This window comes from Vreelandella titanicae BH1 (genome assembly GCF_000336575.1).
Classification (GTDB): domain Bacteria; phylum Pseudomonadota; class Gammaproteobacteria; order Pseudomonadales; family Halomonadaceae; genus Vreelandella; species Vreelandella titanicae.
Genome location: NZ_AOPO01000008.1, coordinates 168,665 through 185,014, shown reverse-complemented (window position 1 = coordinate 185,014; position 16,350 = coordinate 168,665). Strand labels below are relative to the sequence as shown.

Below are 16,350 nucleotides of genomic sequence, written 5' to 3'. Positions count from 1 at the left end.
AAGCCACCTTAATAGTTTAGCAAGGCGTACCGTGCCTGCTTTGTGACCAATAGACCATCATTATGAATTTGATTCTGCTCAATCCCAACGATCTCACCAATGACGGCCACGTCTGCATCACCGATCCACGCCGACTAAAACACCTTCGTGATGTCCATCGATCGGCACCTGGCGACCGGCTCACCGTGGGTGTGCAAGGCGGCGCCATGGGCAAAGCGATGCTAAAAGAGCTCAACGCTGAGCGCGCGTATTTCCAATTAGAAAACCTTGATGAGCCACCGCCGCCACCGTTACCCGTACATTTGGCATTGGCTCTGCCCCGTCCCCGTATGTTGGCGCGTACGTTAGAGCATGTGACGGCACTAGGCGTCAAAGAGATCACCCTGCTACATACTAAACGGGTTGAGAAGAGCTACTGGCAATCCCCTGAGTTACGCCCGGAGAAAATCCACCAGCACTTGCTACTCGGCTTAGAGCAAGCCCGCGACACCCAGCTACCATCGGTCACCCTGAGCAAAGGCTTTCGTCCTTTTTTGGAGCAGCAACTGCCTGGCTTACTCAGCGAACGCCGCGGACTCGTAGCCCATCCTGGCATGCCCAACGCCTGCCCAAGAGGCATAAGTGAACCTACCCTGCTATTGGTAGGCCCTGAGGGCGGTTTTATTGCTTGGGAGGTAGAGCAACTAATGCTAGCAGGTTGCGAGGGTATGCATCTAGGCCCGCGCATTTTACGCGTTGAAACAGCCGTGACCGCGCTTCTATCACGGCTGTTTTAAGCATTTATCGATAGGTAAGTTAGGACTGTTCATCTTCTGGGTCGTGGGGCACAACGGTGGCGTTTTCCCCACACTCGGGCTCCTGCAAGAAGGTTTCACGCACATCCAGCAAGCCAAGGTGGCTAATGGTACGACGACCGAGCAGCAGCGGATAGTTCATTTCTTCACGGTCACGTAGACTAAACTGCTCTTCGTAAATGGTGTCGCCCATACATACTTCCAACAACACCACGGGACGCTCGTCGCGGCCGCCTGCTCCGCGAACAGCCAATTCTCGATAAAGCGGCCGCTCAATTTGGTCGCTGAATACGTCTCCGCTTCCTTGATCTTCAAGCTTCAAACGAAAGCGCACCCACTCCTCGTCATCCTGCTCGAACATCTCTATATCGCGAGCGTCTAATGAAGAGGTTAATGCTCCGCTATCGAGCTTGGCTTTTACCTCGATATCCCAGGGTTGCAGGGTGGCTTTTTCAACCCAGCCGAATACCTGGTCATCATCTGCCATCGCCATGGAAGCAGACAGACCAGAACCTAACAACACGGCACCTAACATCACTCTGTTAAAAAACATCTTACCTATCAACTGCATAACATCATCCTTGGAAATTAGAAGCACCCTTTTAACACTGCTTACTGCGAACGCTGGCGTAGCTGTTCAAGTAGCTCCTGGGTCGCAAACCCATCCGGTATTAACCCTTGATCACGCTGAAAGTTCCGCAAACCTTGCCGAGTGTTGGGCCCCATAATGCCGTCCGCGCCGCCTACAGAGTATCCTACCCGGTTCAATGCGCGCTGAAGTTCTTGAACATTGTCACGGGTAAGTGGCGCTTGATCCCGGGGCCAGCTGTGCTGAATGCCCTCGCGTCCAGCGATCGCATCGCCTAAAGTCGCAACGGCCAGTGCATAACTGGTGGCATTGTTATAGCGTAAAATCGCACGGAAATTAGCACCTACCAAAAATGCAGGGCCATTAGCGCCAGCGGGTACCACGATAGCGGCGCTATCGAAGTTCGGCAATTCGCCCTGCTGCGCCTGTACGCCTTGGTTGCGCCACTCAGCACTGCTGCGGCGTTCGGTCTGGGCGTAATCAAACCCTTCGGGCAGGCGTACCTCAATACCCCAGGGTTGACCGGTTTGCCATCCGGCTCGGTCAAGATAGTTGGCCGTTGATGCCATGACATCGGGGATGCTGTCCCAAATATCGCGCCGACCGTCACCGTCGCCATCGACGGCATAGGCTTCGAAGCTACTGGGAATAAACTGAGTATGTCCCATCGCCCCAGCCCAGGAGCCCTTCATGTCTTCAGCAGCGATATCACCTTGATCAATAATCCGTAACGCCGCGAGCAGCTCACCTCGAGCAAAGTCACGGCGTCGACCATCGTAAGCCAGCGTGGCCAGGGACTCCAACGTCGAAAAATCGCCAAAATTACTGCCATAGTTACTTTCGATGCCCCAAATGGCGACGATTATTTCTGCTGGCACCCCATAGCGCTGCTCCATTTGCTGAGCAGTGTCACGGTGATCAGCCAGCTTTTCTTGACCGTTAGTAATACGCGTGGATGAAACCGCGGTATCCAGATACTCCCAAATAGGGCGAACAAATTCGGGCTGGTAGCCGTCGAGTTCAATCACACGCTCACGATAACGAACGCCATCCAGGGCGTTGCTTAATGTGGCTTCGCTGACCCCTTGGCCTGCAGCGTACTGGCGAAAATCTCGAAGCCACTGCTGAAAATTAGCATAGCTAACCTCAGAAGCAGCCTGGGTATCGACTTCTGACATTAGCTGAGGGTTAGCGACCGCTACGCTTGACGCGAAAGGAGCGCTTAGCGCTGCGACTATGGAAACACACAAAAGAGGGCTGCAGCGCCGCCCAATAGAGAAATTACCAGACATTATATCGATCCTTAGGCAGTCCTTGGCATATCTGGAATGATGGCCTAGAAAAGAGGTAGATACTAGGGTCTGGCCGAAGGTGATAATTACTTTATAACGCTCTCCACGGCGGACGACTCAGCTAAAGTGCCTACTTCACAGCGAGGAATTAGCCATCGCTCCCACTGCTCGGGCACAACGCAGGGAGCATCAAACCTCAAGGGGTCTGCACGCCACGGCTGATGGCGCTCAAGGCCATTGGGCAGTGTTTCGAGCTGCTCCAGCCAGTGAGCAACATAGAGCCCCTGGGGATCGTAATGGCCCGCCTGTTTGAGCACATTAAAGTAACGATCTTGGCGAGGATCGCGCCCAACACCAGCAATATAGCGCCAATTGCCCCAGTTGCTGGCCACGTCATAATCAATCAGGCAGTGCTCGAACCATAACGCCCCCAAACGCCAATCTACCTTTAAGTCTTTAACTAAAAAGCTGGCCACGTTTTGCCGGGCACGATTGGATAGCCAGCCAGTGTGGCGAAGCTCCAGCATAGCGGCATCCACAAACGGCAACCCCGTGGTGCCGTTACGCCAGGCATCGAAAGCGGCACACGGCTGGTCAGTCTGGCGTGAGCCAAACATTTTCGCCCCTTCCAACTGAGCGGCACGGATAAAATACTCCCGCCAGAGCAGTTCGAAGCTAATCCAGTAGCTTGACTCATTACTGCCGTTTTCCGCTTCCCATGCTTTCACAGCCTCATCGACTTGACGAGCTGACAGGCAACCTCGCGCCAGCCAGGGTGAAACGCGGGTTGAAAAATTAGCCCCCAATAGCCCGTTGCGGGTTTTCTTGTAGGTTTCACCGCCCTGTTGACGCCACAAGTAATCCTTCAGACGCCCATGAGCCGCTGACTCTCCTCCCCTATAAGCGTAACCTTGGCGAGGATCGGGCTGCCAGGTAGCGCTCTGCTCACAGACGGCTTTTAGCGGCGGAAATCCCCTTGCCGCCTCGGGCCAAGGGGGCAACGTTATTGGAGCGCAGCGGCTGGCAGGCACAGCACATTCGCTCTCCACACTGCGCCTAAAGGCAGAAAAACTCCCAGGCAGCGCTTCCCGCTCAAAAGGCAGCGCCTTTAGATCAATGAGTCGCCCACTCTCTATGCAATTGAGGGCCGTTTGACTAGGCAGGCCTTGCTCAACCGCCTGAATATGCGCGAATTCCTCAACCCCTGCATGGTCAGCAACACGCACCTCTCGTGCGTTTAGCTTTGACGCCAACTCAATCACCACATCACTAGGCTTGCCAATGCGCACCAGCAGATCGCTGCCACGCTTTAGGAGCTCACCACGCAACTCCATTAAGCTTTGCCATAAAAAGCGCAACCGCGCAGGCCCAATACGCGGCGTTGATTCGCCGTCAAATAATGGCAAGAACCATCGCTCATCTAACACGTAGATACACATCAGATAACTAGGAGGAGAGGCAAAGTGTAAAAGAGGATTATCAGCAATACGCAGGTCGTCTTGCAGCCAGACAATATCAATCGTGCTGTACATGCTTGTGCCTCCTAGGGGTACATTCCTGCCCAGAACTTGGTGCTATCACCGTGGCTTGCTTGGCTACTTGGCACTACGACGGCACCGCTCACTGCAGTAGCGCACCTCGTCCCAGCAGCGCGCCCATTTTTTCCGCCAGAGAAACGGTCGCTGGCATTGAGCACAGTCTTTCTGTGGCAGGTGTTGTTTGCGTCGCATGGTCACGTTTAATCACATTTCTGCGGGGCATGGGGTGAAACATGAACGCATTATCTTATACAGTACAATTATTGTACATGATTTTTTATTGTACATTATTTGTTAAGGGCGAACTAATTACTAGTGTCTTAATACACCCCATCTCCAGACGCAAAAAAACCACCCGAAGGTGGCTTAGCAGCGGTTATTCAATGGCTACTACGCTGTGGTTTGCTCTAGTCAAGCCTAGTCAGGGTCAGTCTCGCGGGGTTGGCGCTTGGCGTTTTCCTGGGTTTCCAGGCCGCTTTTAAGCTCATGGGTTAAGGGATCATAGTTCGGGCGCAACTCATCCTTTACGGTACCGCTCCACAGCTTCGAGCCAACAAAGTACCCGGCACGGCCAATCACGTGGGCCGCCACGGGGGCGGTCATCAGGATAAACACGATGATGGCAAATGAGCGGGCCACGATCCCCACTTCAGCAAAGTGCATGGCCGCTGCCAACATAATTAAGATAACGCCTAACGCCGCGGCCTTGGTAGTGGCATGCATGCGGGTTAACAAATCGGGCAACCGCAGCAATCCGACTGAGGCAAGCAGTATAAATAGTGCACCACCAATGATTAACGCGCCCTTTATGAAATCAATCATCCCTTGGGCCTCCCCTTTCCAAAAAGCGCGCAAACGCAATTGCCGCTAAGAACCCCATTAATGCGATCACAATGGCGGCATCCAGAAAGCTAGCCACGTCAGACTTGATGGCATAAACCCCGACCAATCCCACCACGGTGGTAGAAAAAAGCTCTAACGCCACCACCCGATCAGGCAAACTCGGCCCGCGCACTACACGCACAAAAGTAAAGATAAGCGCCAGGCTCATGATGACTTGGCTTATTAAAATGACGGTATCCATTAGCGAAATAGCTCCAAAGCCCGGTGCTCCATCTCTTTTAAGTTGCGCCGTAGCTCCTCTTCATTGTCTAAAAACATCGCGTGGATATACAAGACTTTACGGTCATCTGATACATCCAGGCTCAACGTTCCTGGTGTCAATGAAATCAGATTGGCTACCAGAGTAATTTCCATTTCGGTACGCGCGGAAAGCGGCATCGCAATGACCCCAGGCTTCATATGCCAAGGGGGGGTGACAATATCAAAAGCGACACGCAAGTTGGCTTGAACAAGTTCTTTTAGAAAAAAACCAATAAAGCCGATAAAACGCGGTACTCGCGCAGGATAGCCTTTTAGGGAATCAAGCTGAGGTTCGATGAGTATCAGCGTAATGTAGCCAAATATTAGCCCGACAAGGAGGTTTAAGCCGCTAAAATCACCGCTTAACAGTACCCAAGCAAGGCCTAGCAGTAGGTTCCAAATGGCTCCGGTCATCGCGCTGTCTCCCCGGCGTCCGCCTCAGGTTGATCTTCTGCCGCCCCCGTTGGCTGCAGCAGAACATCGTCTGCACTGGCTGAAGCACCCAATACGGCTTCGATGTACCCCGAAGGTTCAAACAGTTGATCACCAATACCCATCATCACCCACATAATAGGTTCTGCAAGCACACCAATGAGCAGAGAAAATAACGCCAACACCATAACGGGCGAATACATCATCCACAGGCTAGGCTTTAACAGACGACCGTCGTCACCAGTTGGCGTGGCAGTCGCAGGCACGTCGTTATCTTCGGGTAACGACTTCCAAAACACTTCATTCCAAATTTTCACCATGGAATAAAGCGTCATCAATCCCACCGCCAGTGCAATGCCGGTCACCACATAGGCTTCAACTTCCAGGCCTGCACGCACAATCACGAATTTGGCAAAAAAGCCTGACAGCGGCGGCACCCCCGCCAGCGAGAATGCAGAAAGAAAGAACGCCACGGCAAGCCAAGGGCGATCTCGGTACAGCCCGCCCATTTTTTTAAGCTGGTAGGTTCCCTGCAAACGGTGGGTGATACCACTGATCAAGAAGAGATTGGTCTTCACCACCATGTTATGCACGATGGCAAACACGCCACCGGCGATCGCCAAAGGTGTGTAAAGAGCTAAGCCTAAGATCATATAGCCAATCTGGCTGACGATATGAAACGACAAGATTCGCCTAAACTCATGCTGGGCGGCGGCACCGAGCACGCCTGTTACCATAGTGAAGGCAGCACCCCAGAGCATAATCTCCTGGAGATAGCCCATGGTTTGATCGAACATCAGGGTAAAGACACGGAACATCGCATACACCCCCACCTTGGTGAGCAACCCGGCAAACAGCGCCGAAACAGCGACCGGTGGGGTGTGATACGAGGCTGGCAGCCAGAAAAATAGCGGAAAGGCGGCGGCTTTGATGCCGAAGGCCACCATAAACATGACCGCCAGCACTTCCACCATACCGGTGTGCTCTGCCTCATCCATGCGCAACGCAATGTCGGCCATGTTGAGTGTACCCACCATGCCATAGAGTAGCCCCACCGCGGTCAGGAAGATGACCGATGCCAACAGGTTCAAGGTGACGTACTTAATCGCCCCTTCCATCTGCGCGCGTTCTCCCCCCAGAATCAGCAGCGCAAAAGAGGCCACCAGCATTACCTCAAACCATACATAGAGGTTAAAGATATCGCCGGTTAAGAAGGCCCCCATCACCCCGGCGAGCAGCAGGTGCATTAACGGATAGTAGCCAAATTTTTCGTGGCCGCGGCCAGTGGTGGCCAGCGAGTAAACACCCATTGCCAAACCGATAATAGCCGTCATTAACACCATCACCGCACTTAACAGATCGGCTATTAAGGTAATCCCGAAGGGAGCTGGCCAGCTACCCATTTGCATGGTGACATAGCCATCTGACAACGTAGATACAAACAGCCACAGGCTAACCATGAGTAGCGCAACATTACCTGCCACCGCCAAAAAGCGCTGCATGGGGCGCGCGCGCCAAAACAACAAGGAGACTGCCCCGGTTAGCAGGGGCAAGAGGACGGGAAGAGCAACTTCAGGCCTCACGTATCAGTATCCTTCATCTTATCGAGATCATCAGCCTTAACGACTTCGTAGGCGCGTCGAATCAATACCACGGCAAAGGCAAGCACCCCAAAGGCAATCACAATGGCCGTCAGCACAACCGCTTGGGGTAAGGGGTCGGCTACCCCGCTGGGCGGCAGCATCATCCCCTCAGGGATAAGCGGAGGTGCTCCACGGGTCATGCCCGCCGTGGTAAAAATCAGTAAATTGGCGGCATTAGAGAGCAGCATCAGACCAATCACCAGTTTGACGATAGAACGACGCAACATCATAAAAATAGCCGTCGCATACAGCAGGCCAATCGCCACTGCCATTAATGGTTCCATGCTGTGCCTCCTGTTAACTCAAGGTTCATCCTTGTCGACCTCCATAAGCGTCATCACCATGCCGGTGACCGAACCCAGCACAGCAAAATAGACGCCTACATCGAAAATCAGCGGCGTGGAAGCTTTAAAGTCGATAACCGGGATAGTCCACCACTGGGCTGTCAGAAATGGCTGCCCCATAAACCAGGCAGGCACTACCGAGATCATTCCCAGCAATAGCCCAACCCCAATCAGGTCTCGGGGGTCGACCATGCGCAGCACTTCTTTGGTGGCACTTACACCAAAGGCAAACAGATACAGCGTAAACGCCCCTGCCGCTACCAAGCCGGCAATAAATCCTCCGCCCGGCTCGTCATGCCCTCGCAGCAATAGGAAAATAGAAAACATCAGTTGCAGCGGCATTAAAAACCGTGCGGCGGTATTAAGAATAATCGTGCCTGACTTAACCATCGTAAGGCTCCTTGGCAGCTACTTTACTGCTGTCGGTGGTTTTGGTGTTATTGCGTAGCTTTAACATGGCGATCACGCCGATGGCGGCAAGCGCTAACACGAACATCTCACCTAAGGTATCCAGGGCACGGTAGTCGACCAAAATGACGTTAACGATGTTGCGGCCATACGCCAAAGGCGCGCTGTTCTCAATCATGTAGGTCGAAATGGGCTCAAACTGTTGAATGCTCCAGGAGGTCATAATCAGTAGGCAGATCAAGATACCCACCATAGCGGCCACCACGCCGTCGCGTATGCGCTCCAAGCTGGTGGAAAGATTCGAGAAGCGTGGCAGGCGAAACAGCACCAGTACCAGCAAAATAACCGTTAAGGTCTCTACCAGCAGTTGGGTAATCGCTAAATCTGGCGCACTGAACAGAACAAAAATCAATGCAATGGAAAAACCCATGATGCCCACGGAAACCACTGCCCCCAGCCGCGATCGAGAAATGGTCGCAAACAGTGCCCCCATCACCATAGTGCCAGCCACGACTACCTCGTGAAAACGCACATCCAGGTCAACGGCAAACACAGGCGAATGGCGTAATAGAATTGAATTACCGATCAGTGCAATAAGCGTCGCTAACATCACTAAAATGTAGTTACGCATATAGCCGTTTTGGAGCAGCCGAGTTTGCCACTCTGAGAAGTGCACAATGCCATTCATCATGCTTTCATACCCAGCCTCGGGGCCATGGCGCATCACCGGTGCCAATACAGAGAGCTTGCCACGCACGCTGTCCCAACGCCTAAACAGCAAAAAGCCTAAACCAAGGCTAACGATCGACATTATCAACGCGACGTTAATGCCATACCAAAGCGACAGCGCCACTTCTACTGTTTGCCCGGATATAGCAGTGGCGGTTGCCGTTAACAACGCATCAGCACCCAGCACAGCGGGCATCAAGCCTAACAGGAGCGACCCTAGTGCGAGCAACGCGGGCCCAAGCAGCATACCAGGCGGAGCTTCATGTGGTTCAAGCGGGGTTTGGTGACGCTTACCGTAAAAAGGACGTAGCGCCACAATGAAAGCAACGGCGATAGTTAAAATAGATGCCAGAAAGGCGAACAGCACCAGTAGTGTTCGGAAGCTATCGGCACCGAGAACTGATTCAAGCATCAGTTCTTTACCGATAAAACCGAGTAGCGGCGGCACACCGGCAAGCGAAAGCGCAGCCACCAACGCAATGGTGGCAGTCAGCGGCATCACTGAGCGTAACCCGCCCATCTGGGTGACATCTTTCGTGCCGGTCTCATGATCGAGAATACCGGCGACCATAAACAGCGCCCCTTTATACAGCGAGTGCGCGAGCAGGAAGGTAACAAACGCGGTCATCGCGTACTCGGTGCCGATGCCCAATAGCATCGTCAGCGTGCCCAGCGCCATAATGGTCGAGTAAGCGAGCAGCTTTTTGATATTGGTGTGATGAATCGCTAAAAACGCACCCACCAGCATAGTGGTTGCGCCGACCACGGAAAGAACGCCAACCCACATCGCAGTGCCACCCAGCTCCGGGTGTAAGCGCGCCAGCAGATAAATACCCGCTTTCACCATGGTGGCCGAGTGCAGGTAAGCCGAAACCGGAGTCGGCGCGGCCATGGCGTTGGGTAACCAAAAGTGAAACGGAAACTGAGCCGATTTGGTGAAAGCACCCAGTAGTAAACAGATCAGCATCGGCGTGTAGAGTGCATGTTCACGCAGGTCAGCCTCCTGATCGAGAATCTCCGCCAGCGACCAGCTACCGCTGGCAATCCCTAGCAGCACCAGCCCAGCCATTAATGCTAACCCACCCGCCACGGTAACGAATAAGCCCTGCCGCGCTGATTTACGTGCATTGATATCAGCGTGGTTAAAACCAATCAGCAAATAGGAGGTAATGCTGGTCAATTCCCAAAAAACGAATAGCGTTAATAGGCCGTCAGCTAGTACCAGCCCCAGCATCGACACCATGAAGGCGAGCAAGGCGATGTGAAACCGGGCAAGATCAGGATGATCTTTAAGGTAGCCGCCGGCATATACCAGCACGCAGGCCCCCATAACGGTAATCAATAGCCCAAAGAGCAACGATAGACTGTCCAACAGGAAGGTAAGACTGATTCCCAGAGAAGGCACCCACTGCCACTCTAAAAGTAGGCTACCGTTCTCAATGACCTCAGGGGCTTGAAGTGCCAACCACGCCGCCAATCCGGCAGGAAATAGAGCCAGAACCAGGCTGGCACGCTGGCCGAACCAGTGGTTTAACATTGGCGAGAGCGCCGCCAGTACGAAACCCATTAACACGGCAAATTGTATCAAGCGAAACCTCCTGAAAAACGAAAGGCTCACCACCAAGACAGCCGCTAGCGGTTAGACACCTTGCTTTGCCAATGATATGCCAGCGTTGAATAATAGTGATTCTAAAGTTGTACACCATATAACAGGCAGTTTTGACTGACCAGTCAAACGCTTAAACGCAAACAGCCGCTCAGCGATTAATTTCGCAGGGCGGCTGCTATTAGCTTTCAGTTATGACGAGTAGCTAGCTAAACACTAGGGTTTGGGGCCGATAGCCATCCTGCTAATTCATTGTTGATGACTGCTAACAGTGCCTCAATGTGGTCATCGCGATCATTCAGGCAAGGTATATAGCTGAACGTTTCGCCACCCGCTTCCATAAAGCTATCGCGGATCTCCTCTTCGATCTCTTCCAAGGTTTCAACACAGTCGGAAGAGAAGGCAGGCGACATAATCGCAATGTGTTTATGTCCCTGCTCGGCGAGTTTGGCCACATGCTTAACGGTTTGCGGGCCGACCCATTTCTCGGGGCCAAACTGCGACTGGAAAGCGGTATCCACTTCCTCTTTGCTAAAACCAAGTTTCTCGCGAAGCAGGCGCGTCGTTTTCTGGCACTGACAGTGGTAAGGATCACCCTCCATCAGGTAGCGTTCGGGAACGCCATGGTAGCTGGCAACCAGCTTGGTCGGCCGGGTCGAGAAACCGTCGTAGGCTTCTTGCACTGAGTTGGCCAACGCCTGAAGGTAGGCAGGATGTTCAAAATAAGCGGGCACCGTACGTATATAAGGCTGCCACTTCATCTTCATCAGGGTGCGAAACGCCTGATCATTCGCCGTCGCCGTGGTGGGCGAACCGTATTGAGGATAGAGCGGAAAAAACACGATTCGCTCGCAACCCTTCTCTTTTAATCGCGTTAGCACGCTTTCCGTCGAGGGGTTACCGTAGCGCATGCAGAAATCGACCTCGACATCATCACCATAAAGCGCCTTTAACCGTGCGGTCATCTTCTCGGTCTGGGCACGCGTCGTTGTTAGCAGCGGGCTTTCGTTTTTCTCGTTATTCCAGATTCCCCGGTAGGCCTTGCCCGATGAGAACGGACGCTTGGTCAAAATAATCAGCTGTAGCAACGGCTGCCATTTCCAACCGGCATAGTCGACCACACGCTTATCAGAAAGAAACTCATTAAGGTAACGACGCATTGACCAGTAGTCGGTGGCATCCGGGGTTCCCAGGTTTGCCAGCACAACACCCACCTTGGCGCGCGCTACTGGTGGATGATCGCTGGGTGCATGGGCCAAGCGGCCCTCGCCCGGCTGATCCTTGACGACATTCTCGGTCATTACTCATGCTCCTGAAAAATAACGATGGTGCTCAGTACCTCTATCAATTGATTAAATCCTATCACTTTTCGGCAAAGTGGCGGTATAAAGTTATACTATCGGCATCATTTGTATAATTACAGGCTAACTCATGTCCAAGCCTTTGCTTTTGGTGCTCGGCGACCAGCTCTCGTTTTCACTCACAACGCTGCAAGACGCGCCCGCCAATGCCGTGGTTGCCCTGTGCGAAGTTGGCGAGGAAGCGCGCTATGTTCCCCATCATATCCATAAAATTGGCCTCTTTTTGGCTGCCATGCGTCACTTTGCCCAGGCACTGCGCGAAAAAGGCTTTCAAGTGCACTACAGCGCGCTGGATGATGCAGATAATTGCCACTCCCTTATTGAGGAAGCCGAACGCATCGCGCAACAGTACGGCTGCAATGAGATACGCGTTGCCCGACCTGGCGAATGGCGGCTATGGGAGACGATGCAGCAGCGCGAAAACGCAACGATTCCGTGGCGACTACTTGAGGATGAGCGCTTTTTCACCACACCCGATGACTTTAGCCAATGGGCAAGCGGACGCAAACAGCTGCGCCTTGAGTACTTTTACCGAGAACAGCGCAAACGTACCGGGTACTTGATGGAGGGCGACGAGCCCGTTGGCGGCAAATGGAATTTTGACCACGACAATCGCCAGCCTATCAAAGCCAAACTGGATTTCCCTGAGCTACCTCAACATCGTCAGGATGCGATCACCCAAGAAGCGCTAAACGATGCCAAGCGCCATTTTGGCGACCATATGGGGTCTCTGGATAATTTCAACCTGCCTGTCACTCGTCGACAAGCGCTGGTGGATTTACACCATTTTATAGACCATGGATTGGCTGATTTTGGCCGCTATCAAGACGCAATCAGTGACTCTGCACCTTATTTGTATCACTCGCGCCTCTCAGCTGCGATGAACATCGGCCTGCTGTCGCCCCATGAAGTCTGCGAAGCCGCCGAGCAGCGTTACTATGGCGGTGACGTGTCGATCAACGCCGTGGAAGGGTTTATCCGCCAAATTCTTGGCTGGCGTGAGTATGTGCGAGGGCTCTACTGGACGCAGATGCCCAGCTACAAAGGGTCTAATCAGCTAGGTTTTGAGCGCGACCTGCCAGCGTTTTACTGGGACGCGGATACCGATATGCGCTGCTTGCAGCGCGCTATTCAGATGACCATCGACAATAGCTACGCCCACCATATTCAACGACTGATGGTGACAGGCAATTTCGCCTTACTATGCGGAGTTAAACCTGAGGCGCTATGCGACTGGTACTTAGCGGTTTATGCAGATGCCAGTGAGTGGGTAGAGCTGCCTAACACCCTAGGGATGGTGCTCCATGCCGACGGCGGCTTAATGGGCTCAAAGCCCTACTGTGCGTCGGGCAAGTATATCGACAAAATGTCCGACCATTGTCAGCACTGCCGTTACTCACCCAAGCAGGTCACGGGGCCAAAAGCCTGCCCTTTCAACAGCCTTTACTGGCACTTTCTCGAAACCAACGCTGAGCGCCTGAGTAAGACCCCTCGCATGAAGCTGATTTACGGCTCCCTCAACCGCATGGCCGACGAGAAGCGCGAGGCTATCCGCCAACAGGCTGAGCACTTTTTGGATCAATTGGAAACATCGCCTGGCTACGGGCAGCCCTGCCACACAGCAGGTTATTCGGCCAATACCAACCAGGAGTCACCATGAGCCGCTACACGCCACTACATGCTGCACCGCCAGTTACGCTATTTCACGATGGTCACTGCCCCTTTTGCCAACAGGAAGTCGCGTGGCTGGAAAAGCATCGCCATCGGGAACACATCGCGCTGATAGATATTCAGGCCCGTGATTTTAACGCTCAGGCGTATGGGCAAGAATTTAACGCCATGATGGGCCAGTTGCACCTGCGTGATAGTCAAGGGAGATGGTACATCGGCATGGATGCCAGCCGTGCCCTCTATGCAGTGTTGGGCTATCGGCGGCTGGTGAGGTTTTCGTGCTTACCGGGAGTACACGGCATAATGAATGCCGGTTACCGATTTTTTGCCCGTCGCCGAATTCGGCTTGGGCAGTGGTGGGAAAAGCGTCAGACTAAACGTTGATGGGTGAGAGCAGCGTTAAAAAACAAGCGGCATACGCGATGTGAGCGGCTCACTATAGTGCGCGTCGCGGCCTATCACTTCATCGTGGGGCACATGCTGTACTAGGTAAGCGCGATGAATCCCGGCGCGCTTGAGATCCATATAGGCATCATCTAGCGAGCGAAACAGCATTGGCTTGGTACGCTGCGTCAGCATATGACGCTCGCCTTCAACGTCTTCCAGCTCAACCTGATAAAAAAGGCTGCCCGAATGGGTAATCACGCGAATTTCAAAATTGTCGTGATTGGCGACAAACTGCTTAAGATCCTTAAGTTCCATGGTTCCCTCCTATTATTTGGCTATTTCATACGTTATGTCAGACGGCATGTCATCAGGGCACAGCATGACTGTACCCCATGACACTTCTGTTGCCCCGTCATTGCAATGTAATGACAACAAGCAATAACTAGACATTAATAGCTAGGAGGTCAATAGTGCAAGAGAGTTCCTGACCGGAAGGTCAAGATATCAATTGATTATTGATATTCAGAGGGGTCGATCGCTTTGCCAAGCGAATTGCGGTCAATCCAGTTGCCGCCTTTAGTCTCTTTGTAGCGGAACACGACCTTATCTCCCACCGTCACAGGCAGCTCACCATCTTCAGTCTGGTAACTATACTTCTCGCCTGCGACCACTAAATGGTAGCGATAAAGATCCGGCATACCTAGCCACTCTTTAAAAGGGCCTTCGCGCTCTATCGCCTCTAGCTCACCGCGACCTTCTAACTTAGGAAGACGCTGCCGGTTACCGCGCCGAAATCCACCTGCCATTTGCTGCTCCCGTTTTTACATATCGTGGGTGAGGCATTATACGAACTCGCCCCCCATCCTCAAGCTACTTATCACTAGCCTGTCATCACAAACCAGTCATCATTAACTTAGTCGCCGAACGCTTGGCCGTAACTATCCGGGGCCAAATCCTCAAAGCGGGTATATTTGCCGATAAAGGCCATATGCACCGTGCCGATAGGACCATTACGCTGCTTACCGATAATTAACTCAGCAATCCCCTGATTGTCGGGATTATCTGGATTATAGACCTCATCGCGATAAACGAAGGCAATGACGTCGGCATCCTGCTCGATCGCACCAGATTCCCTCAGATCCGACATAACCGGGCGTTTGTTGGGGCGCTGCTCCAAGGAGCGGTTCAACTGAGAAAGAGCCACCACAGGGCAGTTAAACTCTTTCGCCAACCCCTTCAAGGAGCGCGAAATCTCGGAAATCTCACCGGTGCGGTTTTCGCTAAAGCCAGGGATCTGCATCAACTGAAGATAATCGATCATGACCAGTGCGATATTGCCATGTTCACGCACCACACGGCGCAACCTTGAGCGCATTTCGTTAGGCGACAAGGCCGCGGTGTCGTCGATAAACAGCTGTTTGTCTTTGAGCAGATTAACCGCTGAGGTTAAACGCGGCCAATCCTCGTCCTCCAGTTGCCCGGTACGCACACGGGTTTGATCGATTCGGCCCAGGGAAGACAGCATCCTCAGCATGAGCGACTCTGCGGGCATCTCCATGGAGAACACCATGACTGGCTTGTCGCTGGAAATCACCGCATGTTCAACCAGGTTCATAGCGAAGGTCGTTTTACCCATCGAGGGTCGACCGGCGATGACCACCATATCGGATGGCTGCAACCCGGTGGTCATTTCATCCAGATCACGAAAACCAGTGGAAAGCCCGGTCATTTCACCTTTCAGATTAAACAGCTCATCAATACGATCCACCGCCTTGGTCAATAGATCGCTCATGCCAATGGGGCCGCCCGTTTTGGGGCGCTCCTCGGCAATCTGGAACACTAACCGCTCGGCTTCGTTAAGCAATTCATCAGCCGGGCGCCCCTGGGGAGTAAAGGCACTATCGGCAATTTGATTAGCCGCACGGATCAGCTTGCGCAGCGTTGCCCGCTCACGCACGATATCAGCATAGGCGCGAATATTACTGGCAGAGGGCGTGTTACGAGCAAGCTCTGCCAAAAACGCCAGGCCGCCTACGGTATCCAAGTGATCACGCGCTTCCAGCGCTTCAGAAAGCGTCACCACATCCAGCGGCTGACCGGCTTCAGCCAGATGAATCATCACGTTGAACACCAAACGGTGCTCATAGCGGTAGAAGTCATCAGCGACCAACCGCTCTGAAACGTTATCCCAGGCCTGGTTGTCTAGCATGAGCCCGCCTAGTACCGACTGCTCCGCCTCTAATGAATGCGGCGGCAGTTTTAGCGCTGCCGTTTCTGTATCAGCAGAAGGCTGGTCCTGCATAGCGAGCTCCTTTAAACACTACTGCGTAGCCGGTGAAGATGCTTATCTTAGCCGCATGCGGTGCGACTACCAACATGATCAAGGCGTTGTCTTAAAATACCCAGCGGGGGA

The 16,350-nt window shown here is 53.1% G+C and carries 18 protein-coding genes; 3 read left to right on the top strand and 15 right to left on the bottom strand.

Features of this window, described 5'->3' with window-relative positions; all coding sequences use genetic code 11:
* The first annotated feature begins 62 nt into the window (after window positions 1-62).
* Window positions 63-776: a 16S rRNA (uracil(1498)-N(3))-methyltransferase gene (locus HALTITAN_RS15555; protein ID WP_009287675.1), complete on the top strand. Its 714-nt coding sequence runs from the start codon at window positions 63-65 to the stop codon at window positions 774-776.
* Between the two features lie 19 nt (window positions 777-795).
* On the opposite strand, the gene rloA3 is transcribed toward HALTITAN_RS15555, so the two are convergent.
* The 12 genes from rloA3 to hemH form a co-directional block, all read right to left on the bottom strand.
* Window positions 796-1,365 carry a retropepsin-like aspartic peptidase RloA3 gene (gene rloA3, locus HALTITAN_RS15550; protein WP_051052079.1) on the bottom strand — a complete coding sequence of 190 codons (570 nt, stop codon included), beginning with the start codon at window positions 1,363-1,365 and terminating at the stop codon, window positions 796-798.
* A gap of 41 nt (window positions 1,366-1,406) precedes the next feature.
* The gene (locus HALTITAN_RS15545) at window positions 1,407-2,675 is read right to left on the bottom strand and encodes a lytic murein transglycosylase (protein ID WP_009287673.1); all 1,269 of its coding nucleotides are present in this window, start codon (window positions 2,673-2,675) and stop codon (window positions 1,407-1,409) included.
* Between the two features lie 86 nt (window positions 2,676-2,761).
* Entirely contained in the window at window positions 2,762-4,207 is a 1,446-nt protein-coding gene (locus HALTITAN_RS15540) for a DASH family cryptochrome (protein ID WP_009287672.1), read from the bottom strand.
* 63 nt (window positions 4,208-4,270) lie between these two features.
* Window positions 4,271-4,405, bottom strand: a complete 135-nt coding sequence (locus tag HALTITAN_RS24920; protein WP_083868814.1) for a DUF2256 domain-containing protein — start codon at window positions 4,403-4,405, stop codon at window positions 4,271-4,273.
* A 225-nt stretch (window positions 4,406-4,630) separates the two neighbouring features.
* Window positions 4,631-5,035 (bottom strand): monovalent cation/H(+) antiporter subunit G, encoded by a 405-nt coding sequence (mnhG, locus tag HALTITAN_RS15535; protein ID WP_007113321.1) that lies wholly within the window; start codon window positions 5,033-5,035, stop codon window positions 4,631-4,633.
* Window positions 5,028-5,297, bottom strand: coding sequence for an MrpF/PhaF family protein (locus HALTITAN_RS15530; RefSeq protein ID WP_022522735.1), 270 nt, complete (start codon window positions 5,295-5,297; stop codon window positions 5,028-5,030). The genes mnhG and HALTITAN_RS15530 overlap by 8 nt, the downstream gene beginning before the upstream one ends.
* Window positions 5,297-5,770: a Na+/H+ antiporter subunit E gene (locus HALTITAN_RS15525; protein ID WP_022522734.1), complete on the bottom strand. Its 474-nt coding sequence runs from the start codon at window positions 5,768-5,770 to the stop codon at window positions 5,297-5,299. The genes HALTITAN_RS15530 and HALTITAN_RS15525 overlap by 1 nt, the downstream gene beginning before the upstream one ends.
* Window positions 5,767-7,371, bottom strand: a complete 1,605-nt coding sequence (locus HALTITAN_RS15520; RefSeq protein WP_009287671.1) for a Na+/H+ antiporter subunit D — start codon at window positions 7,369-7,371, stop codon at window positions 5,767-5,769. The genes HALTITAN_RS15525 and HALTITAN_RS15520 overlap by 4 nt, the downstream gene beginning before the upstream one ends.
* On the bottom strand, window positions 7,368-7,715 hold the full coding sequence (locus HALTITAN_RS15515) for a Na+/H+ antiporter subunit C (protein ID WP_022522732.1): 348 nt from the start codon (window positions 7,713-7,715) through the stop codon (window positions 7,368-7,370). Before HALTITAN_RS15515 ends, HALTITAN_RS15520 begins: the two co-directional genes overlap by 4 nt.
* Before the next feature lie 18 nt (window positions 7,716-7,733).
* Entirely contained in the window at window positions 7,734-8,165 is a 432-nt protein-coding gene (locus tag HALTITAN_RS15510; protein WP_022522731.1) for a Na+/H+ antiporter subunit B, read from the bottom strand.
* Window positions 8,158-10,497: a putative monovalent cation/H+ antiporter subunit A gene (locus HALTITAN_RS15505; protein WP_039859716.1), complete on the bottom strand. Its 2,340-nt coding sequence runs from the start codon at window positions 10,495-10,497 to the stop codon at window positions 8,158-8,160. Before HALTITAN_RS15505 ends, HALTITAN_RS15510 begins: the two co-directional genes overlap by 8 nt.
* Before the next feature lie 230 nt (window positions 10,498-10,727).
* Window positions 10,728-11,819, bottom strand: a complete 1,092-nt coding sequence (hemH, locus tag HALTITAN_RS15500) for a ferrochelatase (RefSeq protein ID WP_009287669.1) — start codon at window positions 11,817-11,819, stop codon at window positions 10,728-10,730.
* A 130-nt stretch (window positions 11,820-11,949) separates the two neighbouring features.
* Between hemH and HALTITAN_RS15495 the strand changes: the two genes are divergently transcribed.
* Entirely contained in the window at window positions 11,950-13,539 is a 1,590-nt protein-coding gene (locus HALTITAN_RS15495; RefSeq protein WP_009287668.1) for a cryptochrome/photolyase family protein, read from the top strand.
* Window positions 13,536-13,934 carry a thiol-disulfide oxidoreductase DCC family protein gene (locus HALTITAN_RS15490; protein WP_039859690.1) on the top strand — a complete coding sequence of 133 codons (399 nt, stop codon included), beginning with the start codon at window positions 13,536-13,538 and terminating at the stop codon, window positions 13,932-13,934. The genes HALTITAN_RS15495 and HALTITAN_RS15490 overlap by 4 nt, the downstream gene beginning before the upstream one ends.
* A 15-nt stretch (window positions 13,935-13,949) precedes the next feature.
* Here the strand turns inward: HALTITAN_RS15490 and HALTITAN_RS15485 are convergent, their stop codons facing one another.
* From HALTITAN_RS15485 to dnaB, 3 genes are all read right to left on the bottom strand, one after another.
* Entirely contained in the window at window positions 13,950-14,252 is a 303-nt protein-coding gene (locus tag HALTITAN_RS15485; RefSeq protein ID WP_039859688.1) for a DUF6482 family protein, read from the bottom strand.
* A gap of 197 nt (window positions 14,253-14,449) precedes the next feature.
* Window positions 14,450-14,743 carry a hypothetical protein gene (locus HALTITAN_RS15480; protein ID WP_022522725.1) on the bottom strand — a complete coding sequence of 98 codons (294 nt, stop codon included), beginning with the start codon at window positions 14,741-14,743 and terminating at the stop codon, window positions 14,450-14,452.
* Between the two features lie 107 nt (window positions 14,744-14,850).
* Window positions 14,851-16,239 (bottom strand): replicative DNA helicase, encoded by a 1,389-nt coding sequence (dnaB, locus tag HALTITAN_RS15475; RefSeq protein ID WP_009287667.1) that lies wholly within the window; start codon window positions 16,237-16,239, stop codon window positions 14,851-14,853.
* Between the last annotated feature and the right edge of the window lie 111 nt (window positions 16,240-16,350).

What these genes read in the sequence shown, in the direction of transcription:
- HALTITAN_RS15525 (WP_022522734.1), bottom strand. Translation starts at nt 5,770, where the DNA reads ATGACCGGAGCCATTTGGAACCTACTGCTAGGCCTTGCTTGGGTACTG.
- HALTITAN_RS15540 (WP_009287672.1), bottom strand. Translation starts at nt 4,207, where the DNA reads ATGTACAGCACGATTGATATTGTCTGGCTGCAAGACGACCTGCGTATT.
- dnaB (WP_009287667.1), bottom strand. Translation starts at nt 16,239, where the DNA reads ATGCAGGACCAGCCTTCTGCTGATACAGAAACGGCAGCGCTAAAACTG.
- mnhG (WP_007113321.1), bottom strand. Translation starts at nt 5,035, where the DNA reads ATGATTGATTTCATAAAGGGCGCGTTAATCATTGGTGGTGCACTATTT.
- HALTITAN_RS24920 (WP_083868814.1), bottom strand. Translation starts at nt 4,405, where the DNA reads ATGCGACGCAAACAACACCTGCCACAGAAAGACTGTGCTCAATGCCAG.
- HALTITAN_RS15545 (WP_009287673.1), bottom strand. Translation starts at nt 2,675, where the DNA reads ATGTCTGGTAATTTCTCTATTGGGCGGCGCTGCAGCCCTCTTTTGTGT.
- HALTITAN_RS15530 (WP_022522735.1), bottom strand. Translation starts at nt 5,297, where the DNA reads ATGGATACCGTCATTTTAATAAGCCAAGTCATCATGAGCCTGGCGCTT.
- rloA3 (WP_051052079.1), bottom strand. Translation starts at nt 1,365, where the DNA reads ATGCAGTTGATAGGTAAGATGTTTTTTAACAGAGTGATGTTAGGTGCC.
- HALTITAN_RS15490 (WP_039859690.1), top strand. Translation starts at nt 13,536, where the DNA reads ATGAGCCGCTACACGCCACTACATGCTGCACCGCCAGTTACGCTATTT.
- HALTITAN_RS15485 (WP_039859688.1), bottom strand. Translation starts at nt 14,252, where the DNA reads ATGGAACTTAAGGATCTTAAGCAGTTTGTCGCCAATCACGACAATTTT.
- HALTITAN_RS15480 (WP_022522725.1), bottom strand. Translation starts at nt 14,743, where the DNA reads ATGGCAGGTGGATTTCGGCGCGGTAACCGGCAGCGTCTTCCTAAGTTA.
- HALTITAN_RS15510 (WP_022522731.1), bottom strand. Translation starts at nt 8,165, where the DNA reads ATGGTTAAGTCAGGCACGATTATTCTTAATACCGCCGCACGGTTTTTA.
- HALTITAN_RS15555 (WP_009287675.1), top strand. Translation starts at nt 63, where the DNA reads ATGAATTTGATTCTGCTCAATCCCAACGATCTCACCAATGACGGCCAC.
- HALTITAN_RS15515 (WP_022522732.1), bottom strand. Translation starts at nt 7,715, where the DNA reads ATGGAACCATTAATGGCAGTGGCGATTGGCCTGCTGTATGCGACGGCT.
- hemH (WP_009287669.1), bottom strand. Translation starts at nt 11,819, where the DNA reads ATGACCGAGAATGTCGTCAAGGATCAGCCGGGCGAGGGCCGCTTGGCC.
- HALTITAN_RS15495 (WP_009287668.1), top strand. Translation starts at nt 11,950, where the DNA reads ATGTCCAAGCCTTTGCTTTTGGTGCTCGGCGACCAGCTCTCGTTTTCA.